The following is a 24,529-nucleotide window of genomic DNA, read 5'->3' on the forward strand; positions in this document are numbered from 1 at the left end:
ATGACGCACCAAGACGCGACGGCGGGGGCCGCCGGGCGGCCGCGCCGCCACGCCACCGGGCGCGGACTGGCTTTCCTTGCCGTCGGCGGCCTGGCGCTGGTGGCGCTCGGGCCCTTCATCTTCGACACCTATCTGCTGAACGTCCTGATCAAGGCGTATTTCTTCGCCATCGCCGCGCTGACCGTGGATGTGCTGTGGGGCTACACCGGGTATCTCACGTTCGGCCAATCGGCGTTTTTCGGCGTAGGCGCCTACGCCGCGGGCCTGGCCTTCACGCACTACGGGTTCTCGCCCACGGTCGTGGTACTGGCATTGGCGGCGGCGGTGGCCGGCACGGCGATACTGGCCGCCTTCGTGGGCTGGCTGTCTTTCTATCGCGGTGCGTCGCCGTTCTTTGCCACCGTGATATCGCTGGTGTTGCCCATCGTGCTGACGCAGCTGGTGCTGTCGGGCGGCGAATGGACAGGGTCGAGTTCGGGCCTGACCGGCTACGAAAGCTTCGACCTGTCCCTGGAGGGTTGGTACTGGGTGGCCGGCATCGCGCTCGCGGCGGTGAGCGTGGCGGGATGGGTCGTCACGCGCAGCGACGGCGGGCGGCTGCTGACCGCCATGCGCGACAACGAGACGCGCTGCGAATACCTGGGCGTACGCGTGCCGCGCGCGCGCATCCTGCTGCTTGTCGTCATGGCCGTGGTCGCTGGCCTGGCCGGATTCGGCTATGGCGCTTTCAGCGGCGTGGTGGCGCCGGAGTTGACGGGCTTCGTGCTGGGTACCGAACTCATCATATGGGTCGCGCTGGGTGGGCGTGGGACGCTGTGGGGCCCCTTGATCGGCGCGGTGTTGATCAATGTGGCCAGTGCGTATCTCAGCGGCAGCATGCCCTTTGCGTGGCAACTGATACTGGGCGTGGCCTTCGTCGCGGTCATCCTGCTGCTGCCGCACGGACTGGTGCCGCTGCTGCTGCGGCCGTTCGGTCTGGGGCGTCTGGCGCCCCGCGTGCCGGCATTGGCCTCGCGCGACCTTCCCGCGCGGCGCGACGATGCGGCGGCCGCCCTTGAAATGCTCGATGTCAGCCGCCGCTTCGGTTCGCTGCAGGTGCTGCGCGGCATCACGCTGACCGCGCGCGCCGGCGAGCTGGTGGGCCTGATCGGCCCGAACGGGGCGGGCAAGACCACCTTGATGCGCTGCCTGAGCGATGGGACGGACCGCAGCGGCGGCACCATCTTGCTGTGCGGACACGATATCGGTAGCCAGCCGCCGCAGGCCTGCGTGCGGGACGGACTGGGCCGCAAGTTCCAGAACGCCAACATCTTCGGCACCTTGACCGTGGCCGAGAGCCTGCGCATCGCCGGCTCCTTGCACGAGCGGCCTTCGTTCTGGCGGCGCTCGGACACGTTGCGCCTGCCGTCGTACGCGCTGGAAGTCGTGCATGCCACGGGCCTGGACCGCAAGCTGGATGCCGTCGCCCATGACCTGTCCCATGGCGAACAGCAGGCGCTGGAGCTTGCCATGGTGCTCGCGCTGGCGCCGCGCGTCGTCCTGCTGGACGAGCCCACCGCCGGATTGAGCAAGCACGAGCGGTCGCGGATAGGCGAGATCCTGGCCTCGCTCGCCCATCGCCATGGCCTGTGCTGCCTGCTCGTCGAGCATGACCTGGATTTCGTCGAGCAGATCGCCACGCGCATCGTGGTGTTGCACCAGGGCGCAATTGTGATGGACGGCAGCTTCGCCGAGGTCGTCGGATCGGATCTCGTCAAAACCATCTACGCCGGTACCGGCCAGACGGAGGAGGCGCCATGCAGGCCTTGAAGCTGGACAAGGTGACCAGCGGCTACGGCGCCTCGGTCGTGCTGCGCGAGCTTTCCCTGGATGTCGGCGAAGGAGAAGCCGTGGCCCTGCTGGGCAAGAACGGCATGGGAAAGAGCACGCTGCTGAAGACCGTCATGGGCTACCTGCCCAAGCAGGCCGGGACGGTCGCGCTGAACGGCGAGGACATCACGCGGCTCGCGCCGCACGAGGTGGCGCGCAAGCGGGTGGCATACGCCGCGCAGGAGCAGGCCATCTTCACGGAGTTGAGCGTACGCGACAACCTGCGGCTGGGCCTGGCGCGCGAGGCGGACTTTCCGGCCCGCTTCGCGGCGATCGAGCCGGTGTTCCCGGTGTTCCGGGACAGGCTCAGGCAACCGGCAGGCACGCTGTCCGGCGGCGAGCAGAAAATGTTGCTGGTCGCGCGGGCGCTGATGCTGCGGCCGTCCGTTATCCTTCTGGACGAGATCACGGAGGGCCTGCAGCCTTCGGTCATCGACCGCCTGGCGCAGGCGCTGCTATGGGAGCGGCGCGAGCACGGCACCGCCATGCTGTTGATCGAGCAGAATGTCGCTTTCGCGCTGCGCGTCGCGGACCGCTTCGCGGTTCTCAAGCAGGGCGAGATCGTCGAGCAGGGCGACGCCAGGGACGACGGCGCCGCCGTAACGGTATTTGCTCACCTGCGCGTCTAGGGCCTGCTGGCAGGTCCCGGGGCGCGGGTGGGACAGGAATGGGAACATGACGGGGACCAGGGGTTCGTCGGCGGACTGGCGTATCGGCATTCTGTTTTCGCGCACTGGCGTGACGCGGATTACAGGCTCGGAGCATTTCCTGGGCACCGCGCTGGCGGTGGAGGAAATCAACGCGCGGGGCGGGGTGCTCGATCGTGAGCTCGCGCCTGTCGTCTACGATCCGGCCAGCGATCCGGCGGAGTACCGGCGCCTGGCCACGCGCCTGATGGCCGAGGATGACGTCAACGTGATCTTCGGCTGTTCCACGTCGTCCAGCCGCAAGGCCGTGCTGCCGGTGGTGGAGCGCAACAACGGCCTGCTCTGGTATTGCTCTTTCTACGAGGGCTTCGAGTACTCGCCGAACGTGCTTTATATGGGCGCGGTCCTGAACCAGAACGCCATGCAACTGGCCGCCTACCTGCTGCTGCACAAGGGCTCGCGTTTCTTCCTGGTGGGATCGGACTACATCTACCCGCGCGAATCGAATCGCGTGATGCGCGACATGGTCGAGCAGCATGGGGGAGAGGTGCTGGACGAAGTCTACCTGCCGTTGACCGCCGGCCCGGCCGACGTCGCGGAGGTCATCCGCGATATCAAGGCTGCCCAGCCGGAAGTGGTCTTCTCCACGGTCGTCGGGGATTCGGCGCGCATGCTCTACCGGCAGTATGCGGAAAGCGGGCTGGACCCGCGCCGCATCCCGATCGCCAGCCTCTCCATGGCGGAAGAAGAGATCCGCCTGGTCGGGCCCTCGCTTTGCGCCGGGCACATCACGGCCGCCACCTATTTCAACTCGCTGGACAACGAGAGCAACCGCCACTTCACCGAGCTGTGGCGCAGCCGGTATGGCGACCGGCCCACCAGCACCTGGTCGGAGTCGGCTTACAACCAGGTCCACCTGTTCGCACGCGCCCTGGAGCGCACCGGCAGCCTGGATACCGCAAGATTGGTGCGCACGGCGCACTCCGTGCGCTACGATTCGCCCGAAGGGCCGCTCGCCATCGATTCGGAAAACAATCACTGCATGCTTACGCCGCGCATCGGCGTTTGCCGCGAGGACGGCCAGTTCGACGTGGTGTGGCAGGGGTCGGGACCGGTCCGGCCGGATCCCTACCTGTCCACCTTCGGCTTGTCAGCGTTCTGGCTGAAATGACGCAATGAGCAGCATACGCCGCCTGTTCGAGGACCTGCGCAGCATCAGCGTCGCGGTCGTGCACCCGCCCGGCGAGGACCGCGAACTGCTGATCGAGCAGCTGAAACGCATCGGCTGCCGCCTGCAGGTCTTCTGGCCCTACTGCCAGGAGCCGCCGCGCGGCGCCGACGTGGTTTTTTTTCATTTGTCCCAGGATATCCCGGGCAACGGCCTGTGGTGCGCCAGCGCGACCGACGCGACGCTGATCGCCCTGTCCGACTATGAGAGTCCCACCACGCTCAAGTTGTTGCTCGACAGCAGCGCGCATGGTGTTTTGACCAAGCCATTCCGCTCTTCCGGGGTGCTGAGCACGCTGGTGCTGGCCCGTTCGGCCCAGGGCTTCCAGCAGCGCCAGCAGGCCAAGATCCAGAAGTTGGAGGCCACCATCAAATCCCGGCGCCAGATCGAGAAGGCCATCAAGGTTCTGGTCGACCACCAGGGCATGGACGAGGTCCAGGCCTATGAGCACATGCGCGCCCGTGCGACCAGCCTGCGGGTGACCGTTGCCGAGGTGGCCTCCATGGTGGTCGAGGCGCAGGAGGTCATGGAAAAGCTGGGGCTGGGGCGAAGCGGGTAATGTCTCATCGACTGGGGCGCTCGCGAATCTGCTTGCGTTAGATGCCGTACTAACGCATCCCATGGTGATCGGCGAGATTGCGTGCGGCACACCCCCCAATCGTACGCAGACCTTGGCCAACCTGGAGCTACTGCAACCATTGCGTCGTGCGACATTGCCCGAAGCCATTGCTTTCATCGAGCGAGAGCGGCTTTACGGCCTGGGGTGCGGTCTCGTGGACGTGCTATTGCTGGCTTCGGTTCTGGTCAACCCGGGTACTGATCTCTGGACACATGATCGGCGGCTCGATGCGCTTTCGGCGCGTTTTGGCGTTTCCTGCCGCTCTCAGCCTCAGGACTTTCTTCGACACTATCACGCCAGTTTTCCGCAAGCCCGCCGCAGGCGCGCGCAACCCTCTTCCAGCATGGCCATGGATGTCGCGAACGAAATGCGGAAGTGGCTTTCCACGCCATACGCGGCGCCCTGCAACAAGGCCAGGTTCTCCTCGTCCAGCAGATAGAGCACGAAGTCCTCGTCCGTCATCAGGCGCTTGCCGCCTGGCGTCGTGCGCCCGAGCAATCCTGCGCAGGACGGGAAAAGATAAAACGCACCTTCCGGCGTATGGCAATCGATGCCGGGAATCGATCGCAGCAGCGCAAGGACGGCATCCCGGCGCGCCTGGAAGATGGCGCGCCGCTCCGCGATGACGTGCTGCGGTCCCGCCAATGCCTCCGTCGCGGCGGCCTGGCTGATCGACGAGGGGTTGGACGTGCTCTGCGACTGCAATTTCGTCATGGCCTTGATCAGCTCGCCAGGTCCGCCCGCGTAGCCGATGCGCCAGCCCGTCATCGCGTAGGCCTTCGATACACCGTTCACCGTCAAGGTGCGCGGCTTGAGCGACGGATCCACCTGCGCTGGGGTGACGAAGGGCAGGCCGTCGTAGATGATGTGTTCGTACATGTCGTCGGCGAGCACCCACACATGCGGATGGCGCGCCAACACGTCGGCCAGGGCTTGCATCTCTGCTTTCGAATAGATCGCGCCGCTGGGGTTGTTGGGCGCGTTCAGGATGAGCCAGCGCGTACGTGGCGTGATGGCGCGCTCCAGGTCCTCGGGCTGCAGCTTGAAGCCCTTGTCGGCGGGGCACTGCACGGTGACCGGCGTTCCCCCCGCGAGCAACACGATGTCCGGATACGAGACCCAATAGGGCGCGGGAACAATGACCTCGCGGCCGCGTTCCACCGTGCACATGAGCGCATTGAATATGACCTGCTTGCCGCCCGTGCCTGCGATGATTTCATCGGTGCGGTAGTCGAGGCCGTTGTCGCGCAGGAACTTGGCGCGAATCGCGGCCTTCAGTTCCGGGGTGCCGCCGACGTCGGTGTACTTGGTCCTGGACGCAGCCATTGCCTCGACGACGGCTTGCGTGACGTTCTCTGGCGTATCGAAGTCGGGCTCGCCCGCCGTCAGGCCGACAATGTCACGGCCCGCGGCACGCAGCTCGCGCGCACGCTGCCCGGCCATGGAGCTGGGGGAAGGCTTGATGCGATCCAGTCGTTGCGCCAGTACTGCCATGATTTTCCCGCTCCCCGTCGATGAAGGCGTGCCAAGCCCGATACGGAAAATTCTAGGGGGGCGGGTCATTCGGAACAATTTAATAGTTTTTGTTGACTGTTCGTTTTGGCAGATATATGTTCGACTGCTCCCCGACCTTCGGACTGGCTGCCATGTCTTTGCTGCGGACCGTCTCGCTGCGCCACTTGCGTTGCTTCGTCGAAGTGGCCGATTCCGGATCTTTCACTATCGCGTCATCGCGCCTGTTCCTCACGCAGTCCTCGCTTACCGCGACCATCCAGCAGTTCGAGGAAGCCGTGGGCCTGAAGCTGTTCGATCGCACGACGCGCCGTGTCGCAATGACCGACGCGGCCTTGCGCTTCAAGATCGAAGCGGACAAGATCCTCAATCACTTCGACAGCGCGTTGAGCGACCTGCAGGCCTTCTCGCAAAGCCAACAGGGTCATATCCGGATCGCCGCGGCCGCCTCGGTCATCGAGCAGTTCCTGGTCCAGGCCATCTCCACGTTCCGCGAGGCCTATCCGAACGTTACCTTCTCGCTGCGCGATGCCGGCGCGCAGGAGGTCGAACAGATGGTCTATAGCGGCATGGTGGACTTCGCCATCACGAGCCGCCACAAGGGCCACCCGGACCTGGTCTACACGCCCCTCCTGGAGGATCGCTACGGGGTCGCATGCCGCAAGGACCATCCGCTGGCCGGCAGCAAGTCGGCCCTCGGTTGGGCGTCGTTGAGCAGCGATGGCTTCGTGGCGTTCTCGGAAGACACCGGTATCGGGACGTACCTGCGCGAACAAGCCGCCGGATGGCGCCTTTTCGATGGGCGCCACGACGAGATATCCAGCACCACGTCTCTGTACGCCATGTTGCGCGGCGGGGGATGCTTTTCGATCGTGCCCGCGCTCGCGGCCAACGTGGAGGAATTCAAGGACCTGGCGTTCCGCCAGTTGAAGACGCCGGTACTGACCCGGCAGATATGCCTGATCACCCGGCGGCTGCGATCCCTGTCGCCCAGTTCGCAGCGCATATTGGACGTGCTGGCGAACTCGATACGACAAGCCCGGTTGCCGCCGGGTGTTTCCATAAGCGCCGTCACGCCGGCGAAGCGCACGGCGCGACAACCCACGGCGGAGCGCCCTACATCGGCGGAGCGCCCTACATCGCCTGCGCGCCGGAAGTCTTGATGACCTTGGCGAACTTTTCCGTGTCTTCCTGGATGGTCCGGGCGAACTGATCGGGTGTGGTGCCGACGGGTGTGGCGCCCAGGCCCATGACGCGTTGAGCGACCGTCGGGTCCTTGAGCACCCTGGCGAACGCGACGCTCAGCTTCTGGACCAGGGCGGCATCCGTGCCAGCAGGCACGAAGACGCCATACCAGGGGTCCACCTGCAAGCTCGGGTAGCCCGCTTCGGCCACGGTCGGGACGCCGGGTAGCTCCGGCGAGCGTTGCGCCGTCGTGACGGCCAGCGCGCGCAGGCTTCCTTGCCGGATCTGGTTCACCGCCGCCGGCATGTTGGCGAACGAGAAATCCACCCGACCCGCCATCAGGTCGACCAGGGCAGGGCCGTCGCCCTTGTAGGGAATATGCGATCCGGCGATCTTGCCTTCTATCTTCAGCATTTCGGCCGCCAGGTGCCCGGACGAACCCACGCCGGCCGAGCCGAAGTTCAGCCCGGCCTTCTGTCCGCGCGCGAGCGCCAGCAAGTCCTGAAGGCTGCGTGCCGGCGAGGTGGCGGGCACGACCAGCACCAGCGGTACCGTCGCGACCAGGCTGACCGGCTGGAAGTCCTTTACGGCGTCATAGCTCAGCGACGCGTACAGCGTGGTGTTGATGGCATGCGTCCCGTTGGTGCCCATCAGCCATGTGTATCCGTCCGGCAGGGAGCGGGCCACCGCGGTCGTTCCGATAGCGCCCCCGCCGCCGGGTTGGTTGTACACGACGACGCTCTGTCCCAGGGCTTGCCCCATGGCTTCCGACAGGATGCGCGCCAGCACGTCGGTGGAGCCGCCAGCAGCGTACGGGACGATAAAACGGATGGGATGGTCGGGGTAGCGAGGGTCGGCGGCATGCACAGGCCCGGCGGTCGCCAGGGACGCGCACAGGCACAGCGCGGCGAGAAAGCGGATGTTCTGGATCATGATTGTCGTACGAGCGCTTCCACACGCCATCCCGTGTTCTACGGCGACACATCGTGGCGTGATCGGTCTCGTATCCCCTTGAAGATGTTGGAAGGATGGTCCGGTGGCCCGCCTCAGGCCGCGGCGGCGGCTGGCCGCGGCAGCGACACGTCGACAGCCCCGCGGGCGGCGAACAATCGGTCGGGCCGACCCGGCATGTCCGCTTCCATGTGGCGCAGGACCGCCCATAGGGATGCCTGGTTCGAGGACACCACCGGCTTGTCGAGCTCCTGCTCGAGCGCCGCGATCTGGTCCATGGTCAGCAGGTTGGTGCAGCTGATGAAGACGGTGTCGCAGCGATCGATGCGATGGCGGTTGGCCAGCACGCGGTCCGCCACGCGTTCCGACGACACGGCGCGGATTGCCTCGCTGGTGGGGCATTCGAAGGTGTCCCAGCCGTCCGTCGCAATGCCGTAGTGCCGCAGGAAATCCACTTCGTGCAAAGTGATGTCCTTGGGATACGGCGTCAGCATGAACACCCGTTGTGCTCCTACCGCGCGGAGCGCGTCCACCACGGCCGTGGAGGTCGTGATCGAGGCTATGCCGGTAAGGTCCGCGATGCGCTGTGCGACTTCGGCTTCGCGCCCCAGGCCGGCCAGGAAGCTGCCGCTGGTGCAGCCGTACAGGATGATTTCGGGATGAGCCTGCGCCAGATCATGAGCGGCACGTTCGATCGATTGCGCCATGGCGAGCAGCGAGTCGGCGCTGATATCGGAGCCGGGCCGCGACAGCCGGTTGTGGTTCATGGTCACGCCGGCGGGCAGCGCCAGTGGCAACTCGCGTTCCAGCGCAATATTTCCGGGCGGGGCCAGCACGCCGAAGCGGCGCAGTTGGTTATTCATGGGACTCTCCTGTGAACGGGAAAGGGGACCGGCAAGCCGCGCCGGCTACTGTGCAACGATCTTGCCGTCGGTGATGACTTTCTTCCATTTCACGGTTTCGGATGCGATCAGTTCGGCGAAGCGCGGGGGCTGGCCGCCCGCGACCTCGAAGCCCATGTCCGTCAGCTTCTGCCGGACCACGGTATCCCGCAAGGCGTCATCGAACGCGAGATTCAGTTTCGCGACAATGGCGGGCGGCGTCTTCGCCGGCGCGAGGAATCCGTACCAGCCGATCAGTTCGTAGCCCGGCACGCCCGACTCCGCAACGGTGGGCAGGTCCGGATAGGCCGGCAGGCGCTCCGCGGTCGTCACCGCCAGTGCGCGCAGCTTGCCTGTCTTCACCAGCGGCATGGACTCCGGCAGGATCGCGAACATCAGCGATGTCTGGCCCCCGGCCAGATCGGTCAGCGCAGGAGCGCCGCCCTTGTAGGGCACATGCGTCATGGTGGTCCCGGTCATTATCTTGAACAGCTCGGCGCCCAGGTGGGCCGGCGTCCCGTTGCCGGAGGAGGCATAGTTGACCGCGTTGGGATGGGCCTTCAGGTAGGGCACGAGATCCGTCATGCGCTGCACGGGAAAGGACTTGTTGACCGCCACGATGCTCGGCAACATCGCGGCCAGGATGATGGGTGCGAAGCCGTCGACCCGGTAGGAGAGGTCGGGAAACAGCCCCGGGTTCACCGCCAGCGCGGTGGACGTTCCAAGGAACAGCGTATAGCCGTCGGGAGGCGAGTTGATGACATAGGTGGCGCCGATAGCCCCGCTGGCGCCGGCCTTGTTCTCCACGATGACCGCCTGCCCCAGGGTCTCGCCGACCTTCTGTCCCAAGGTGCGTGCCAGGACATCGGTGGAACCTCCCGCCGGATACGGCACGACGATGCGTATCGGCTTGTCCGGGTACGCCGCCGCGTCATCCGCGGCATGAGCCGGCGCCATGCCGAAGGCATGGCAAACGGCCGTCACGACAACACTCCCAAGTATCCGATTCATGTTTTCCCCTTGGATCGTTATGGAGTTGCTGGAAACGTCCGGACGCCGGCAAGGGCAGTGTGCTTTGCATCTCCCCTTGGCAGGCCCACGCTAGGCAGGTCCGCTTCGCGCGTCCGAAGCGCGCTATGTGCTCATCAATGCATATCCCTGTGCCGCGTCATGCGCGATACTTTGCCGGCTGCGCCGCTCGGCGAGGCCGTAACCGCCGCCGCCTGGCGTACGCAGAATCACTTCGTCGCCCGGCATCAATACATGCGGGAGCCGGCTGTTCACCGCGTTGCCGTTGATCAGCACCTCGCCCCGGGCGCCGGCCTGGCCACCGCCGAGTCCCGGCGCGCCGACGCGGACCCGCTCGGTCAGGAAGACCACCGACATGGGCGCATGGTGGCGACTGACGAAGCAGATTTCCTGTCCCAGGCCGCCGCGATGCTCGCCCCGGCCGCCCGAGTCGGTCCGCAGCGCCTTGCGGCGGAAGAAAACCGGCGAATCGCGCTCGGCGATTTCCACCGGCGTGGGTGAGATGTTGCTGGGCCAGGACATCGCCGACGCCCCGTCCTTCACCGACGTGGCGCCCATGCCGCCGTTATAGAAAAGTACCGTCGCGAAGGGTTTGCCGTCCTCGCGAGTGCCGCTCAGGTTGGCGATCCACAGCGGCGAACCGGCACCGGCCATCACCCTGTCCGGCAGCACGGCATGGAGCGCGCCGAAGATGACCACGGGCACGTAATGCCCGGTGCAGGCACGCCCCCCCACGGGCGCCGGCTGCGTCGGATTGAGCAGGGAGCCCAGCGGGGCGACGACGCGGATCGGCCGGAACAGGCCGTCGTTGTTGGGCAGGTCCGGCAAAAGCAGGCACTTGATGGCATAGGCCGTCATGGCGGCCGTGTAGGCCAATACGCAATTGATGCCTCGCGGCTGCTGCGGCGACGTGCCGGCGAAGTCGCATTCGATCTCGTCGCCCTGGATCCGGACCGAGACGGCGTAGCGAAATGGCTGGTCGAAACCGTCCGTCTCCATTTCGTAGCGGTACTCGCCTCGCGGCAGGGCGGAGATCGCCGCGCGCATCGCGGCCTCGCTGCGTTCGAACAGTGCATGGGCGAGCGGATCGATGCCGCTCAAGCCATACTCGCCGAGTATCTCCTCCAGGCGCCGGGCAATCAATTCCACCGCGCCGACCTGCGACCAGATGTCCCCGACGGTCTGGTCCGGCGTCCGCACATTCGTCCGTATCAGCGACAGCAGCGTTTCGTCCGGTTCGCCGTCGCGCAGCAGGCGCATGATGGGGATGTGGAAACCTTCCTCGAAAAGCTCGCGCGCGTCCACCGAGCGGATCTTCCCGCCGATGTCGGGGACATGCGCAGCCGTGGCCGCGAAAGCCACCAGATTTTCATTGTGAAAAATTGGCTTGACGAGGCTTACATCGTTTAGATGGCCTGTGCCTATCCAGGGGTTGTTGGTGATGTAGACGTCGCCCGGACGCATGGCGTCCTTGCCGAATCGCTCCAGTACGGCAGCCACGGTACGGGGCAGGGTGCCGATGAAGGACGGGATACTGCCGGCGTTCTCCGCCAGCGATCGGGCCTGCGAGTCGGTGAGCACGACCGCGAAGTCGTTTGCTTCGGTCGAAAGCGTGGAAAAGGAAGTCCTGACGATGAGCTTGGCCGCTTCGTTGACGACCGAGCAGATTCGGGTCCAGAAGACCTCCAGGAATATCGGGTCCGATGCCAGCGCCGCTTCGTCTTGCCGCTCGCCTGCCTTCATGCTTGCTCCTTGATGGTGATCATTAGGTTTCCGCTGGCCATCTGCTCCACATGACCAAGCGGGCCGACGACCAGGCAGGATCCGGCATCCTCGACCAGCAGGGGCCCCGCGCAGGAGAACCCGGCGCGCAGCGAATCCCGGTCGTAGACGGGCGTATCGGCATAGCCGGCGAACTCACGGAAGTACACCTTGCGGCGTTGCTTCGGCTGCGGTATTGCGCCCTGCTCCAGTGCCTGCCGCGCCCCGGCATGGCGCGGCGGCGCTTCGCCCGATACCCGCAGATTCACCAGTTCGACGGGCACGTTCGGCGGCGTGCGCCCGAACTTGTCGCGATAGCCGGCCTCGAAGGCCGCCACTAGGGCATCGCGCATCCGTTGTTCGTCTTCGATGTCGTAGGGGCCGTCCGGCAAAGGTACGGACAGCGTAAAACCCTGGCCGACAAAACGTCCATCGGCGTGTCGATGCAAGGACAGGGGGCCGAAGCCATCGGCCAGGGGGGCCAGCGTTGCGGCGACGTGCTTTTCCATATCGGCGAACGCGGCTTCCAGTGGCGCCAGCCCGTCAACGGCAGGGCGTACCGTGACGGTGCGCGAGAGGTCCGCGCGCGCCGGCGCGACGAGTAGCCCGTAAGCCGACGCAACCCCGGCCGAGGGCGGGCATATGATGCGGCGCACCCCGATCTTGCGGGCCACGTAGTACGCGTGCAAAGGGCCCCCGCCGCCGGTGCTCAGCAAAACGAAATCGCGCGGGTCGCGGCCACGTTCGGCCACGTGCACACGTGCCGCGGCCGCCATGTTCTCCGCGACGATGTCGTGCATGCCCCAGGCCACGGAGGTGACCTCCTGCCCGAGGCGCGCGCCCGCACGACCGATGGCGGCCTCGGCCATGCCGCTGTCTATCGCCATCGTCCCGCCGGCGAAGTAATCGGGATTCAGGTATCCGAGGACCAGGTTGGCGTCGGTGACGGTGGGTTCCGTGCCGCCGCGTCCGTAGCAAGCGGGTCCCGGTTCCGAGCCGGCGCTCGCGGGGCCGACCTTCAACAGGCCCATCCTGTCGGTATGCGCGATGCTGCCGCCGCCAGCGCCGATCTCGATCAAGTCGATGGTGGTGATGCGCACGGGCAGGCCGCTGCCTTCTGCGAAGCGCTTGCGCCGCGCCGCTTCGAAACCGAAGGTGATGGCGGGTTTTCCCTTCTCCACGAGGCAGAGCTTCGCGGTCGTGCCGCCCATATCGAAGGCGAGCAGATCGCCGTAGCTGTCGCGCACACTGTAGTGGGCCGCAGCGATCGCTCCCGCGGCGGGCCCGGACTCGAGCAGCTCGATCGGCTTGCTCTTGGCCTGCTGCATATGCGACAGGCCGCCGTTGGATAGCATCATCAGGACTCCGGTGCGCAGTCCCAGGGCTTCCAGCCGGCGTTCCAGCGCTTCCAGATAACCGTTGGCCAACGGCTTTATGTAGGCGTTGGCCGATGTGGTGGACATGCGTTCGAATTCCCGGATAACCGGCGCCACATCCGACGAGAGAGTCACTTCCATGGCCGGCTGCTCGGCCAGGACCAGCGAGCGCACCGCGCGCTCCTGGTCGGGGTTCGCATAGGCGTGCAGCAGGCACACCGCTACCGATTCCACGCCGCGGTTCGCCAGCGCCCGGACGGCGGCCCGTACTTCCTGGGGGTCTATCCGCTCCAGGACATTCCCGCGCGCGTCCAGCCGGCCACCGATTTCCGCGCGCAGGTCGCGTGGGACCAGCGGCGGCGCCGCCTCCATGTTCAGATCGTAGAGATCGTATTTGCGTTCATTGCCGATCTCCACCGCATCGGCGAAGCCGCGTGTGACCAGCATGCCCGTCACACTGCCGCGACGCTCGATGAGGGCGTTGGTGAAGAGTGTCGTGGCATGCACGACGCGCAGCACATCGCGTCCGGCGATGCCGCATTGCTCCATCAGCTTTGCCACGCCATCCGCGACGCCTTCCGCAGGGTCGCCGTGCGTGGTCAGAACCTTCAAGCCGTGCAAGCTCCCTGCGGTGTAGTCCAGCGCCACCACATCCGTGAAGGTGCCGCCGATATCGATGCCGATCGCCCACGTTGCCACGCCTGTTTCTCCACGTATGTCCAGTCCAGGGAGAATGATAGGAAGGCGGGCACCATAGAACTAATGAAAAATAGAGAAGGATAATTCGGGCAGGTCAATATATCGGGGTGGCGGGCGCCGTTCCTCCCCACGCACTCCGCGAGGTCGCCGCCCGCCGCATGCGGCCGGACAGCCTGTTCGCGTCAGCGGGCCAGCGGGCGCGGAAACAGCGGCCAGGTCGCCAGGGCAACCAGGCCGGCAAGCAGCCAGACGCCGGTCCATGAGCTGGCCGCGAGTACGTGCGGGATGGAAAGCGGCGCGAGGAACAGGCTCAGGTACACCAGGGTGTTGCACATTCCCAGTGCCGTGCCGGCGCGTGCCTGGCCCGCAAGCGTGGCCAGTTCCGTGTATGCGACGCCATGCCACGCCGACACCATGATGCCGGCCGCGATGATGGCCGCGACCAGCAGCGGCGCGGCGGCGCTGCCGGCCGTCGCCAGCGTCAGGGCGGCGAATGCACATGCGCTCAGCAGCACGAGCGCGCGCACATAACCGCGCCGGTTGCCGCGCACATCGGTAAGTCGTCCGCTCCACACCCGCATCACCATGGCGCCCAGCTGTACGCTCACCATGGCGAAGGTGGTGCCGGCGATGCCGACGCCGCCGAAGTCGTGCAGGTAGACCGTCGCGAAGCTCAGTACCGCGAATTGCGGGGCGCACAGCAGCCCGATGGCGAGGACCATGCGCCAGATCAGCGGGTCGCGCAAGGGGCCGGACGCGCCGGCGTCCACACGCGCTGTCGCCCGTACCGCCGGACGCGCACGGGTGTCCGGCTGCGTGGCGGGACCGCCGGCGCCGTGGCGATCGCCCGTGGTTGTTTCGTCCTCGCGCGGGTCATGCAGCCAGCGCCAGGCCAGCAGGGCCGACATCGCGCACATCGCGGCAAGCGTGGCGTACACCGCCCGGAACCCGCCGTCGGATGCCAGCCACGGGAGCAGCAGGGCGCCCAGGCCGCCGCCCAGCGGCACGGCGGTCTGCCGGATGCTCATGGCCAGCCCGCGCTCTCCCTCCTTGAACCAGCGCATGATGGCGCGGCCGCTGGATCCGTTGACGCTGCCGCCGGCCAGGCCGACCACGCATAGCGCGACCAGCAGCCAGTGGAAGGCCGGCACGGCGTGTGGGGACGGGACCATGAACAGAGTCATCGCCAGCAGCGCCGCCGTGGTGGCCGCCAGCCCGCTCAACAGCACCGGGCGATCGCCCCAGCGATCGGTGGCCACGCCCCACGGCAATTCCGTCAGGGCGACGCCCAGGCCGATCGCGCCGAGGGCCACGCCAAGCGCGACGTCGTCCAGGCGGTATCCGGAGCGCAGCCAGATCGCCGTCGTGGGAATGCCGGCTGCCGCGGCGGAGAAGCTGACATTCGCCGCGACGCCCGCGGCCAGGACCTTCCAGCGGTGCGACGGTCCAAGGGTGGCGCCTGCCTTGGAGGCGTGCGGTGCGGCCTTGGACGCCGCGGCCGCGGACAGGTCCAGGCCGGCGGGGCGGGGTCCGTGTGCGGCGGTTCCGTGGGGACGTCCCGCGCCATCGACGGGGACCGGTTCTACGGCGGTTGCAGGCATCGTATTGGCGCCTTCGTTGTATGCGATGGCATCAGTCTGAGCACTTTTAACGGTTTCGAATATCGAATAATATTTGCCAAATAGTCCAATAAAATGGGATGATCCATGCACGTGAACCTCGATATCGCCGCCCTGCGCACGCTGGTCATCGGGATGGAGTTGGGAAGCTTCGCCAAGGCGGCGGACCGTGTCGGGCGCTCCACGTCGGCGGTCAGCGCGCAGATCAAAAAGCTGGAGGAACAGGCCGGCGCGCCGCTGTTTCGCAAGTCCGGGCGAGGGCTGGCCCTGACCGACGCGGGAGAGGTCATGCTGGATTACGCACGCCGCATGGTGGGCCTGAACGACGAGGCCGCCGTGGCCACGCGAGGGCTGGATATGGAGGGCTGGATCCGCCTGGGGTTGCAGGAGGACTTCGGCGAAGCGTTGTTACCGCAATTGCTTGGGCGATTTGCGCGCGCGCACCCGAAGGTGCGGATCGAAGCGCGCGTGGCGCGCAATACGGATCTGCAGGAGCGTTTCGACGCTGGCCAGCTGGACCTGGCCCTGCTGTGGGACGGCAGCATGGACGCGCAGGGCAATGGCGGCCCGGCGCGACCGCGCGGGGACGGGTCTCGGGAAGTGATCGCGCGGCCGCGCATGTGCTGGATCGGGCCGGCGGCGGGGGCCTCGGCAACAGGGCGCAACGATTCCGCGGATGAAATGGACCCACTGCCGCTGATCGCCTTCGACCGGCCCTGCCTGTTCACCCATGCGGCGGTCGTCGCGCTGGACCGCGCGCGCATCCCGTGGCGACTCGTCTTCACGAGTCCCAGCTTGAGCGGCCTGTGGGCCGCGACCGCCGCCGGGCTGGGCGTCAATGTGCGCACGCCCTACGGCCTGCCGGCCGCGGTGCGCGTACTGGAGGGAAAAGCCGCCGGCCTGCCGGCCCTGCCCGCCATCCCCCTCGTGATGTTGAAGCGTCCCGGAGAAACACAGCCGCTGGCGGATCGCCTCGCCGCCATGATGCGCGAATACATACAGCCAGGCGGATAGCCGCCGCCGACGGCGCCGCGCTTTCCGGGTTGTGCCGCGCGCGTTTGCCGACGCGGTCTCGGCCGCGCTCGGCAGCCTATTTCTCCGCGATCCCGGCCTTCTCGATGATGCCGGGCCATTGCTGGAACTCGCGGTTCATCAGCGTGTCCAGATCCGCCGCCGTGCCGCCGATGGGTCGCGTGCCGCTGTCCTGCAGCTTGGCCGCCACACCGCCGTCGTGCACCGCGGCGACGAAGGCCTGCTCCAGCTTCTGCCGTACGTCGGCGGGCACGCCGGCGGGCGCAACAATGCCTATCCAGTACGTGGACTCGTAGCCGGGGTAACCGGATTCCGCGACGGTCGGAATGTCCGGCAATTGCGGCATGCGCTGCAAGCTCGTCACCGCGTACAGCTTCAGCTTGCCGGCTTTGACGAAGTTCGCCGCTGTGATGTAGGCGTCGATCTTGACCTGGTAAACGCCGCCGACGAGATCCGTCAGTGCCGGCGCCGCACCCTTGTACGGGATATGGGTCATGTCCAGCCCCGCCGCGGCCTTGAGCAGTTCCATCGAAAGGTGCGGGAATGTGCCCGATCCCGCGCTGCCATACGACAGCCTGTGGCTCTTGGCGTACTCGATGAATTCTTTGAAGTCGTTGGGCGGCATCGACGGGTGCGCCACCAGCAGGCCTGGCATGTCCCCGATCAGGGCGATGGACACGAAGTCCTTGCGCGTGTCGTAGGGCAGCTTCTTGTAGATCGACGGGTTGGCGGTGTGCGAGGTGGTCGCCATCAGCAGCGAATAGCCATCTGCGGGGGATTTGACGACATTGTCCGAGCCGATTACGCCGCCCGCGCCCGCACGGTTTTCCACGATGACCGGCTGGCCGAGTATCTGCGATACCTTGGTGGCGACCAGGCGGCCTACCAGGTCGGTGCTGCCGCCCGGCGAGAACGGCACCACCAGGCGGATGGGATGATCCGGGAAAGTACCTGCCTGTGCGGAGGCGCACAGCGCCAAGGCCGCCAGCATCAGCGCCGGCGCCAGTAGGGTCCTCTTCATCGATGTCTCCTGATGGGCGCAGCCGCGCCCTTATCGTTATTGGGCGGACGCTTACGCCGCCGCGTCTTCAGTTGTGCGCCGGCGCGCCATACAGGGCGTCCGCGTTGCTGACGAGAATGCGCTTGCGGTCTTCCGCATCGGGCGCCCAGTCCGACAGCAGATCGAACAGATCGCCGTCATTGGGCATGGCACGTCCGACCATATTCACGTGCGGCCAGTCCGAGCCCCATACCATGCGCTCGGGGGCATGACGAATGAGCGCGCGGGCAATCGGCGTCACGGCGGCATACGGCATGTCGCCCTTGGCGCATCGCATGGGGCCTGATAGCTTGATCCATACCCGGCCCGTGTCCAGCATCTTCAGCACGGTCTTGAATGCCGGCTGGTCCACGCCCTTGTCGGCCGGCACGCTGGCGAAGTGATCCAGCACGATTTTTTTGTTGGGCAGGGCCAGCAGCTTGTCGGCATAGGACACGATGTCCTCGCCATGCGGATAGAAATGCACCGGCCATCCCAGGTTCTCGACCTGGGCCGCCATGTCGGGCAGGATCTGGGGCAGGTTGGAGGCGCGCTTGGCGCTGACGAAGCGCACGCCGCGCACGCCGGCCCGGTCCAGCCGCAGCAGTTCCTCATCCGAAAGTTCATCGGGCGGCAGGATGACGCCGGCGAAGCGGTCGGGGAAGCGCTTCAGCGCATCCAGCATGTAGCTGTAGTCGCGGCCATAGCCCCCGCCGCTGACCACCACCGCCTTGCGCAGGCCCAGCGTATCGAGCATGTGTATCGCGTGCTCGGGCAGGGCCTCGCCGGAGACATAGGGGCTCTCCGGATCGAACGGCCACTTGTCTGCGGGACCGAACAGGTGGATCTGGCAGTCCCAGCCGCCCGGCGGAACGTCCATGGCGGGCTTCCGGGGATTGGGGTCGAAGGGCGGGGTCACGTACGGCATGCAAGTCTCCTGGGTCTTGTTCGGCGATGAGGCTCTGGCCCTTAGTATCCTTGCCCGCCGGCGCGACGGGTAATGCCTTCTGCGCGCGCGGCGCTGCTCTTTTGTTATCGGAAGATGTGGCGCTGCGGAAAATCCGCTGGCTTTGCGCGCGGCCTTGCCCTTTGCCCGCCCGCCGTTGCGCGGTTGGGAACGAGGTGGAGCGCCTGTCGGGATTGCCGCGACTGCGGCGCGACGGGCCTGTTGCCCAAGGGCAGCGGAGGTCCCGCGATTTACATGGGAAGGGCAGAATTGACCTGCGCATCGGTGCGCATGGACCGTGTCGTGACGCCGGCAATGCCCCACATAAAAAAAGCCGGAGCGCCGACCCGGAGGTCGGACGCGCCGGCTAGCGCCATGCCAAATAGGTAGCGCTTCACACGTCGCGTGGCTCCCTCGACGTGCCGGCAGGCAAGGATGTGCTCGTGCTGCTTGAGTCATTGCCGGAGGCGCCGGATGTGCCGGAAGTCCCTACCGTGCCACCGCCCTGGCCGGTACCCGGCGCGACGGACGGGGCGCCGCCCGCCGCGGTGCCGCGCGTGCCCGAGGTGCCGCCGCCCAGGCCGGTGCCCGTCGTCCCCGCAGCGGTACCGGTCGATCCCGGGCCACCGGTTGCGGTGGAGGGCGCGGAGGCCGCGCCCGGCGAGGACGCCGCATCCATCGTCGAACCGGTGGCACGGGCGGGCCCGCCAGGCTTGTCATCGGTGCGCTCCACTTCGACCTCGGTACCGCGCAAGGTTTCATGCACGGTCTCCGTGCGTTGGGACGCCTCCTTGCCGACAAGCACTTCTTCGACGACGCGCGAAGTCTTGCCGACCACGGCCTCCTCCGAGGTCTCGCGTACCTCTACCGTACCGCCTTGCAGGTCCGCCGCCGTCGCTTCCCGGTCCACCGGACGCCGTTCGATGGTCGCGCGCTCGTCCCGCAGATTCACCGACTCGCTGACCGGCGTCGATGTTTGCCGGGAATACACGCGTACACGGCCGGTATCGACTTCCCGCTTGCCCACGACCAAGTCTTCCCGTACTACAGGGATGGCCTGGCGCTCGGCCTCGATATCTTCCTGCGTATAGGGGGCCGCGTCGGGGTCGAATCCGGCGTAGCCCGTTGATTTCCAGACGGCGACCTTCGCGTCGATATCCTCGGCGCCACCTTCTTCCATCAGGGATTGCACGGTGGCCATTTGCGTCTCGTCCTGTACCTCGACGGAAAGCAGCGCGCCGCCGCGACGTACGGCTTCGCTATAGTGGCCGACTTCCTCGCGATGGTCTTCTTCGCCGAACAGATTCTTGAAGAAGTGCTGGACATTCTCGATGAAGCCACGGTCCGGCTCACCTGTTTCAGTGTCGGCTTCATACGCCGCATTGCCGTCCCGCGCATGGACTCTCACGTCCGAACGGGAAATGCCGGCATCCACCAGGCGCTCTACGACATCGTTCGCCCGCTCGAACGAATCGAATACTCCAACTATGTTCTGTGCCATGTTGCTTCCCCAAGAGTGGTAATAAACCTCAGCTCAGCCGCGAGGGATCCCGCGCAGCTACTCGGGCGTGTCTGGCGGCTGTTGCCGCCATGGGCCCGATGTGTCCCGCCGTTCAACCACGACTTCTTCACGCCGCGTGACGACCTCTTCCGTATGCGTGCTTTGCGTCATTTCCTTTGTTATCCGGACCTCCTCCACGAGGAACAGCCGCCGCTCGGCGACAACGCGGTACTCGAAAACGGGGATAACGGTGGTGTCGCCTTCCTGGCGGACCGGGAACTCGCTATCCACCTGCCGACTCATCGGAACCCGCACAATGGCGACCTTGCCTGTACGAACGGTGACCGGGACCTGGTGCACGTCCTCATGCACAACCTTGCGCACGCGCACGGCGCCCGTTTCGGTCTCGCGCAGCGAGACTTCCAGGTTCTCCTGGACCGCAACAACCTTGGCGTCGCCTTGCCTGGGGCGCGGCCGGTCGCCCGCGCACTCCGCATCATCTGTTGAGGCCATGCTTTCCACACCGATCGTGGCGCCGTGTCAGGCGCGCCTGGATGATTGCGATGGACTGGTTTCCAACGCCGCGCGTGCCGCGCTGTCGGGAAAAGCGACGCGCGGCGATGATTGCCTTGCGCACTTCACGTGCCCGTGAATCTCCGGGCCCGGGCCGAAGATTCCGGGCGAAATTCCAGGGACGCCGATGCCAGCTGAGCGACCGGCAGCCGACCATCCTCCAGTCGGGCGCATCGCATTTCATCCCTGTGGGGACGGCGCGGTCGGCGCGCAATGTCGGGAGCGGGCTGGCGGCGGAACTGGCGACGGACGTCGTGGAGAAGGGAGCCCGGCGGGTTGTGCCGGCGGATTAATTGGCGCATCGCTTCGCCGGCATTGCGCATCCTGGCTGCTGGCCAGCCCGCCGTGGGCCGCACGGTAGTCTCACTAGTTGGACTCGGGCGGCATGATGCCCGAAGCACACGGCTGGCGGGCACCCGCCGCTAAAAGAAGTAATCCGCCTGTAGCTCACATTGTGGTCTTTTTTGCGTTGCCGCCCGCCTGGGCGCTTCCTATTATTCGTGGACGTGGAATCGTTCCGTCGAGAACGAACGCGTCCGGCCCATGGCCGGCGACCCCATTGAATAAAAAACAGGAGACGTCCGTGCTTTCCATCAGTCCGTTCAAATGCCTGCTCGGCCTTGCGTCCCTGGCGCTCGCGCTGAACGCCAGCGCCGCCCAGCCTTTCCCCTCCGAACCGATCAAGCTCATCGTCCCGTATGCCGCGGGGGCCAGTACGGACACGCTGGCCCGCCTCGTCGGGCAGGACGTGGCGGAGGACCTGAAGCAACCGGTGATCGTCGAGAACCACGCCGGTGCGGGCGGAACGATCGCTGCGGACTACGTCAAGCGCCAGCCCGGCAACGGCTACACCATCATGCTGACGACGGACGGCATCCTGTCGGTGAACCCGTCGATCTACAAAAAGCTGGGCTACGACCCGCTCAAGGACTTCACTCCGCTGTCCATCGCGGTGAGCGCGCCGCTGGTGCTGGCCGTGCGCACCGACTCGCCATTCAAGACCGCGCAGGAACTGATTGCCTACGCCAAGGCCAATCCGGAGAAGCTCAGCTATGGCTCCGCCGGGGTCGGCAGTTCGCAGCACATGGCGGGGGAGTTGATGAAGGCCATGGCAGGCGTCAAGATTACCCACGTGCCCTACCGCGGCGGCAGTCCCGCCATGAGCGACCTGCTGGGCGGGCATATCGACATGATGTTCGTGCAGTCGGCATCGGCCAAGGACCTGGCGGACAAGGGGTCGCTGCGCATCCTGGCCATCGGCAGCGCGCACCGCAACAAGCAATTGCCGGACGTGCCGACTTTCAATGAGATCGGGCTCAAGGGCTACGACTCGGATACCTGGTACGGCTTCAACATGCCGGCCAAGGCGGACCCCAAGGTCGTCGCCACGCTCAATGCGGCCATCGTGAAGTCCCTGAAGAAGCGCCAGGAGCAGCTGGAGCGCCTGGGCTACACCGTAGTGGCGAGTTCATCCGCGGACATGCGCAAGGACATCGAGCGCAACATCGCCAAGTGGCGCGACGTGGCGCAGCAGGCGGGCATTTTCCACACGCAATAAGCCATTCCGCCTTCGCAAACGCCTCGGATTCCCATGCATCAATCCTTATCACCCAGCAAGGCCGCCCTGGCCGGCATTACCGTCCTGGATGTCGCCGGCCCGCTCGGCAACTACTGCGGAAAACTTTTCGCGGACCTCGGCGCGCGTGTCATCCTGGTGGAGCCCCTGGCCGGGGCGCCTGCACGGCAGCTGGAACCGCGGATCGCCGGCCGCGATGATGCCGATGCCAGCCTGACGTTCCAGTTCCAGAATACGAACAAGGAAAGCATCGCGCTGGACCTGGACAGCGAGGCGGGACAGCAGGTGTTCCGCGCGCTGGCCAGCCGTAGCGCCCTGGTCCTCGAAAGCGAGCAGCCGGGCACCATGGCGCGACGCGGCCTCGGATACGCAAGCCTGGGGGAAGTCCAGCCCGCGCTGGTCATGACCAGCATCAGCGCCTTCGGCCAATGCGGCCCCTTCGCGCACTGGCAGGCGACCGACCTGACCGCGATGGGGCTGGGCGGCATGCTGTACCTGGCGGGCTACCCCGATACCGCCCCGATGGTCGCGTGCGGCGAACAGGCCATCGGCGCGGCGAATGTATACGCCGCGGTCGCCTCCCTGGCGGCCGTCTACGACGCCGAGGTGAGCGGCAGCGGGCAGCACGTGGATGTCTCCATGCAGGAATGCGTGGTGCTTGGCATGGAGAACGCGGTGCAGTTCTATGAGTTGGAGGGCACTGTCCGCAAGCGCAACGCGGGCACGCAGCGGCTGGCGGGTACCGGCGTGTTCGCGTGCGCCGACGGCTATATCTACTTGATGGCGGGCGGCATCGGCAGCAATCGCTTCTGGGCCACGACCACCGAGTGGCTGCTGGAGGAGGGCGTGGCCGGCGCGTCGCAGTTCAAGGAGCCGCGCTGGAACGACCAGGCCTTCCTGGCGAGCGACGAAGCCAAGCGCATCTTCGGCGAGGTCTTCATGCCCTTCGCCGCGACGCTGACCAAGGAGGCGCTGCATGCCAAGGGCCGCGCCCGCCGCATACCGCTGGCGCCCATCTGCGACGCGCGCGACATCGCGCGCGATCCGCAGCGCGCCTACCGGGGCTACTTCGTGGACGTAGCCGATGCCCACGGCACGCCGCTGCGGATGCCGGGCGCGCCGTACCAGCTATCCGCCACCCCTTGGCAATTGCGCCGCCGCGCCCCACGCCTGGGTGAACAGACCCGCGATATCCTGGCTTGGGCCGGATACACGCCGGCGGGCCAGGAAGCGCTGATCCGGCAGGGAGTCGTGCAATGAGAAGCCTGCTTGCCGGCGTGCGCGTCGTCGATTTCTCCTGGATCGGGGCGGGCTCGTACACCACGAAGATCCTGGCGGACCTGGGCGCCGACGTCATCAAGATCGAAAGCTCGCAGCGGCTCGACACCCTGCGGGTAACCAAGCCGTTCAAGGACGGCAAGCCGGGGGTCAACCGCAGCGGCTACTTCGCCGACCGCAACGCCAGCAAGCGCAGCATGACGGTGAACGTCAAGGACCCCCGCGGACTGGACCTGGCCAAGCGGCTGATAGCCGGCGCCGACCTGGTCACCAACAACTTCACCCCGGGCGTCATGGACAAGCTGGGCCTGGGCTACGGCATCGTACGAGACTTGTCGCCGCGCATCGTCTTCGCGTCGATGTCCATGCAGGGGGCCGGAGGGCCCGACAAGGATGACCTGGGCTACGGCCTGACTATCGCCGCCCTGACGGGCCTGCAACACATGACGGGCCTGCCCGACCGGCAACCGGCCGGGACGGGCACCAATTATCCGGACCACATCCCCAATCCCGGCCATGCGGCCTTCGCCATCCTGGCCGCGCTGAGGCACCAGCGGCGCACCGGCGAGGGGCAGTTCATCGACCTGGCGCAGATGGAATCGACGCTCGCGATGGTGGCCCCCAGCCTGATGAACTACATGGTGAACGGCGCCATCGATGGCCGCCATGGCAATGCGCGCCCCGGCCATGCGCCCAGCGGCGTCTATCCCTGCGCCGGCGATGACCGCTGGATCGCCATCGAGGTCTGCAACGATGCGCAGTGGAACGCGCTGACGCGCGTGCTGGCCCTGGCCGCGCCGCCGGCGTGGGCGACGGCTGCGGGGCGCCTGGCGCAGCGCGGGGAGGTCGATGCGGAGGTCGCCAGGCTGACCCCGGCGCACGACATGATGGCCCTGATGCACGCCCTGCAGGACGCCGGCGTGCCGGCGGGCGCGGTGCAGGACGCACGCGACGTGATGCGCGACGCCCAGTTGGCCGAGCGCGGCCATTGGGTCACGCTGGATCACCCGGAAATGGGCGCCAGCACCTATAACTCCGCGCCGTATCGCTTCTCCAACGCCCGCTCGGCGCCGACCTTGCCCGCGCCCTTGCTGGGACAGCACACGGTCGAGATTTGCCGTGAGGTCCTCGGCCTGGATACGGCGGAGATCGAGCGGCTGGGCGCGGACGGCGTGCTGTCCTGAACGACACCGCGCTTGACGACAGAA

The 24,529-nt window shown here is 66.5% G+C and carries 20 protein-coding genes; 9 read left to right on the plus strand and 11 right to left on the minus strand.

Translation table 11 applies throughout. The features are described from left to right. Genes BAU07_RS03680 through BAU07_RS03695 form a run of 4 tightly spaced genes read left to right on the plus strand, consistent with a single transcriptional unit; the run spans position 1 to position 4,303 of the window. The gene (locus BAU07_RS03680) at positions 1 to 1,809 is read left to right on the plus strand and encodes an ABC transporter permease subunit (protein WP_066654239.1); all 1,809 of its coding nucleotides are present in this window, start codon (positions 1 to 3) and stop codon (positions 1,807 to 1,809) included. Beyond that, the gene (locus BAU07_RS03685) at positions 1,797 to 2,498 is read left to right on the plus strand and encodes a branched-chain amino acid ABC transporter ATP-binding protein (RefSeq protein ID WP_066654240.1); all 702 of its coding nucleotides are present in this window, start codon (positions 1,797 to 1,799) and stop codon (positions 2,496 to 2,498) included. Before BAU07_RS03680 ends, BAU07_RS03685 begins: the two co-directional genes overlap by 13 nt. 46 nt (positions 2,499 to 2,544) lie before the next feature. Further along, positions 2,545 to 3,687 carry a transporter substrate-binding domain-containing protein gene (locus tag BAU07_RS03690; protein ID WP_066654241.1) on the plus strand — a complete coding sequence of 381 codons (1,143 nt, stop codon included), beginning with the start codon at positions 2,545 to 2,547 and terminating at the stop codon, positions 3,685 to 3,687. A gap of 4 nt (positions 3,688 to 3,691) precedes the next feature. After that, on the plus strand, positions 3,692 to 4,303 hold the full coding sequence (locus BAU07_RS03695) for an ANTAR domain-containing response regulator (protein WP_198168863.1): 612 nt from the start codon (positions 3,692 to 3,694) through the stop codon (positions 4,301 to 4,303). 351 nt (positions 4,304 to 4,654) lie between these two features. Here the strand turns inward: BAU07_RS03695 and BAU07_RS03700 are convergent, their stop codons facing one another. Then, entirely contained in the window at positions 4,655 to 5,857 is a 1,203-nt protein-coding gene (locus BAU07_RS03700) for a pyridoxal phosphate-dependent aminotransferase (protein ID WP_066654243.1), read from the minus strand. 152 nt (positions 5,858 to 6,009) lie between these two features. Here BAU07_RS03700 and BAU07_RS03705 point away from each other — a divergent pair, with 152 nt between their 5' ends. Further along, entirely contained in the window at positions 6,010 to 7,038 is a 1,029-nt protein-coding gene (locus tag BAU07_RS03705) for a LysR family transcriptional regulator (protein WP_232338242.1), read from the plus strand. Here the strand turns inward: BAU07_RS03705 and BAU07_RS03710 are convergent. From BAU07_RS03710 to BAU07_RS03735, 6 genes are all read right to left on the minus strand, one after another. Beyond that, positions 7,010 to 7,993, minus strand: coding sequence for a Bug family tripartite tricarboxylate transporter substrate binding protein (locus tag BAU07_RS03710; protein WP_066654245.1), 984 nt, complete (start codon positions 7,991 to 7,993; stop codon positions 7,010 to 7,012). The two genes, BAU07_RS03705 and BAU07_RS03710, sit on opposite strands and share 29 nt — an antisense overlap. A gap of 113 nt (positions 7,994 to 8,106) precedes the next feature. Then, positions 8,107 to 8,874: a maleate cis-trans isomerase family protein gene (locus BAU07_RS03715; RefSeq protein WP_066654247.1), complete on the minus strand. Its 768-nt coding sequence runs from the start codon at positions 8,872 to 8,874 to the stop codon at positions 8,107 to 8,109. A gap of 45 nt (positions 8,875 to 8,919) precedes the next feature. Next, entirely contained in the window at positions 8,920 to 9,903 is a 984-nt protein-coding gene (locus BAU07_RS03720; RefSeq protein WP_066654249.1) for a tripartite tricarboxylate transporter substrate binding protein, read from the minus strand. 123 nt (positions 9,904 to 10,026) lie between these two features. Continuing rightward, positions 10,027 to 11,664: a hydantoinase B/oxoprolinase family protein gene (locus tag BAU07_RS03725; protein ID WP_066654251.1), complete on the minus strand. Its 1,638-nt coding sequence runs from the start codon at positions 11,662 to 11,664 to the stop codon at positions 10,027 to 10,029. Then, positions 11,661 to 13,757 carry a hydantoinase/oxoprolinase family protein gene (locus BAU07_RS03730; protein ID WP_066654253.1) on the minus strand — a complete coding sequence of 699 codons (2,097 nt, stop codon included), beginning with the start codon at positions 13,755 to 13,757 and terminating at the stop codon, positions 11,661 to 11,663. The genes BAU07_RS03725 and BAU07_RS03730 overlap by 4 nt, the downstream gene beginning before the upstream one ends. 182 nt (positions 13,758 to 13,939) lie before the next feature. Beyond that, complete coding sequence (locus tag BAU07_RS03735) at positions 13,940 to 15,358, minus strand: MFS transporter (protein WP_084025267.1); 1,419 nt, start codon at positions 15,356 to 15,358, stop codon at positions 13,940 to 13,942. A 105-nt stretch (positions 15,359 to 15,463) separates the two neighbouring features. Here BAU07_RS03735 and BAU07_RS03740 point away from each other — a divergent pair, with 105 nt between their 5' ends. Continuing rightward, entirely contained in the window at positions 15,464 to 16,390 is a 927-nt protein-coding gene (locus tag BAU07_RS03740) for a LysR substrate-binding domain-containing protein (RefSeq protein ID WP_066654255.1), read from the plus strand. Positions 16,391 to 16,466: 76 nt separating this feature from the next. Here the strand turns inward: BAU07_RS03740 and BAU07_RS03745 are convergent, their stop codons facing one another. From BAU07_RS03745 to BAU07_RS03760, 4 genes are all read right to left on the minus strand, one after another. Then, entirely contained in the window at positions 16,467 to 17,429 is a 963-nt protein-coding gene (locus BAU07_RS03745; protein WP_066654257.1) for a Bug family tripartite tricarboxylate transporter substrate binding protein, read from the minus strand. 67 nt (positions 17,430 to 17,496) lie between these two features. Next, positions 17,497 to 18,375, minus strand: a complete 879-nt coding sequence (locus BAU07_RS03750; protein ID WP_066654259.1) for an amidohydrolase family protein — start codon at positions 18,373 to 18,375, stop codon at positions 17,497 to 17,499. A 412-nt stretch (positions 18,376 to 18,787) separates the two neighbouring features. Beyond that, positions 18,788 to 19,894, minus strand: a complete 1,107-nt coding sequence (locus tag BAU07_RS03755; RefSeq protein ID WP_066654261.1) for a YsnF/AvaK domain-containing protein — start codon at positions 19,892 to 19,894, stop codon at positions 18,788 to 18,790. Positions 19,895 to 19,951: 57 nt separating this feature from the next. Beyond that, the gene (locus tag BAU07_RS03760) at positions 19,952 to 20,407 is read right to left on the minus strand and encodes a YsnF/AvaK domain-containing protein (protein ID WP_066654262.1); all 456 of its coding nucleotides are present in this window, start codon (positions 20,405 to 20,407) and stop codon (positions 19,952 to 19,954) included. Positions 20,408 to 21,050: 643 nt separating this feature from the next. Between BAU07_RS03760 and BAU07_RS03765 the strand changes: the two genes are divergently transcribed. The 3 genes from BAU07_RS03765 to BAU07_RS03775 are packed head-to-tail and all read left to right on the plus strand — an operon-like array spanning position 21,051 to position 24,505. After that, positions 21,051 to 22,025 carry a Bug family tripartite tricarboxylate transporter substrate binding protein gene (locus tag BAU07_RS03765; protein ID WP_066654263.1) on the plus strand — a complete coding sequence of 325 codons (975 nt, stop codon included), beginning with the start codon at positions 21,051 to 21,053 and terminating at the stop codon, positions 22,023 to 22,025. A gap of 33 nt (positions 22,026 to 22,058) precedes the next feature. After that, positions 22,059 to 23,303, plus strand: a complete 1,245-nt coding sequence (locus tag BAU07_RS03770; RefSeq protein WP_066654265.1) for a CaiB/BaiF CoA transferase family protein — start codon at positions 22,059 to 22,061, stop codon at positions 23,301 to 23,303. After that, a complete protein-coding gene (locus tag BAU07_RS03775) occupies positions 23,300 to 24,505 on the plus strand; it encodes a CaiB/BaiF CoA transferase family protein (RefSeq protein WP_066654266.1) in 1,206 nt (401 codons plus the stop codon). The genes BAU07_RS03770 and BAU07_RS03775 overlap by 4 nt, the downstream gene beginning before the upstream one ends. Positions 24,506 to 24,529 lie beyond the last annotated feature (24 nt).

The sequence above is a fragment of the Bordetella flabilis genome (assembly GCF_001676725.1).
GTDB classification, from domain to species: Bacteria; Pseudomonadota; Gammaproteobacteria; order Burkholderiales; family Burkholderiaceae_B; genus Bordetella_C; species Bordetella_C flabilis.

Excerpts from the sequence above, each read along its gene's own strand:
- BAU07_RS03680 (WP_066654239.1), top strand. The coding sequence starts at position 1 with ATGACGCACCAAGACGCGACGGCGGGGGCCGCCGGGCGGCCGCGCCGC.
- BAU07_RS03685 (WP_066654240.1), top strand. The coding sequence starts at position 1,797 with ATGCAGGCCTTGAAGCTGGACAAGGTGACCAGCGGCTACGGCGCCTCG.
- BAU07_RS03690 (WP_066654241.1), top strand. The coding sequence starts at position 2,545 with ATGACGGGGACCAGGGGTTCGTCGGCGGACTGGCGTATCGGCATTCTG.
- BAU07_RS03695 (WP_198168863.1), top strand. The coding sequence starts at position 3,692 with ATGAGCAGCATACGCCGCCTGTTCGAGGACCTGCGCAGCATCAGCGTC.
- BAU07_RS03700 (WP_066654243.1), bottom strand. The coding sequence starts at position 5,857 with ATGGCAGTACTGGCGCAACGACTGGATCGCATCAAGCCTTCCCCCAGC.
- BAU07_RS03705 (WP_232338242.1), top strand. The coding sequence starts at position 6,010 with ATGTCTTTGCTGCGGACCGTCTCGCTGCGCCACTTGCGTTGCTTCGTC.
- BAU07_RS03710 (WP_066654245.1), bottom strand. The coding sequence starts at position 7,993 with ATGATCCAGAACATCCGCTTTCTCGCCGCGCTGTGCCTGTGCGCGTCC.
- BAU07_RS03715 (WP_066654247.1), bottom strand. The coding sequence starts at position 8,874 with ATGAATAACCAACTGCGCCGCTTCGGCGTGCTGGCCCCGCCCGGAAAT.
- BAU07_RS03720 (WP_066654249.1), bottom strand. The coding sequence starts at position 9,903 with ATGAATCGGATACTTGGGAGTGTTGTCGTGACGGCCGTTTGCCATGCC.
- BAU07_RS03725 (WP_066654251.1), bottom strand. The coding sequence starts at position 11,664 with ATGAAGGCAGGCGAGCGGCAAGACGAAGCGGCGCTGGCATCGGACCCG.
- BAU07_RS03735 (WP_084025267.1), bottom strand. The coding sequence starts at position 15,358 with ATGCCTGCAACCGCCGTAGAACCGGTCCCCGTCGATGGCGCGGGACGT.
- BAU07_RS03740 (WP_066654255.1), top strand. The coding sequence starts at position 15,464 with ATGCACGTGAACCTCGATATCGCCGCCCTGCGCACGCTGGTCATCGGG.
- BAU07_RS03745 (WP_066654257.1), bottom strand. The coding sequence starts at position 17,429 with ATGAAGAGGACCCTACTGGCGCCGGCGCTGATGCTGGCGGCCTTGGCG.
- BAU07_RS03750 (WP_066654259.1), bottom strand. The coding sequence starts at position 18,375 with ATGCCGTACGTGACCCCGCCCTTCGACCCCAATCCCCGGAAGCCCGCC.
- BAU07_RS03755 (WP_066654261.1), bottom strand. The coding sequence starts at position 19,894 with ATGGCACAGAACATAGTTGGAGTATTCGATTCGTTCGAGCGGGCGAAC.
- BAU07_RS03760 (WP_066654262.1), bottom strand. The coding sequence starts at position 20,407 with ATGGCCTCAACAGATGATGCGGAGTGCGCGGGCGACCGGCCGCGCCCC.
- BAU07_RS03770 (WP_066654265.1), top strand. The coding sequence starts at position 22,059 with ATGCATCAATCCTTATCACCCAGCAAGGCCGCCCTGGCCGGCATTACC.
- BAU07_RS03775 (WP_066654266.1), top strand. The coding sequence starts at position 23,300 with ATGAGAAGCCTGCTTGCCGGCGTGCGCGTCGTCGATTTCTCCTGGATC.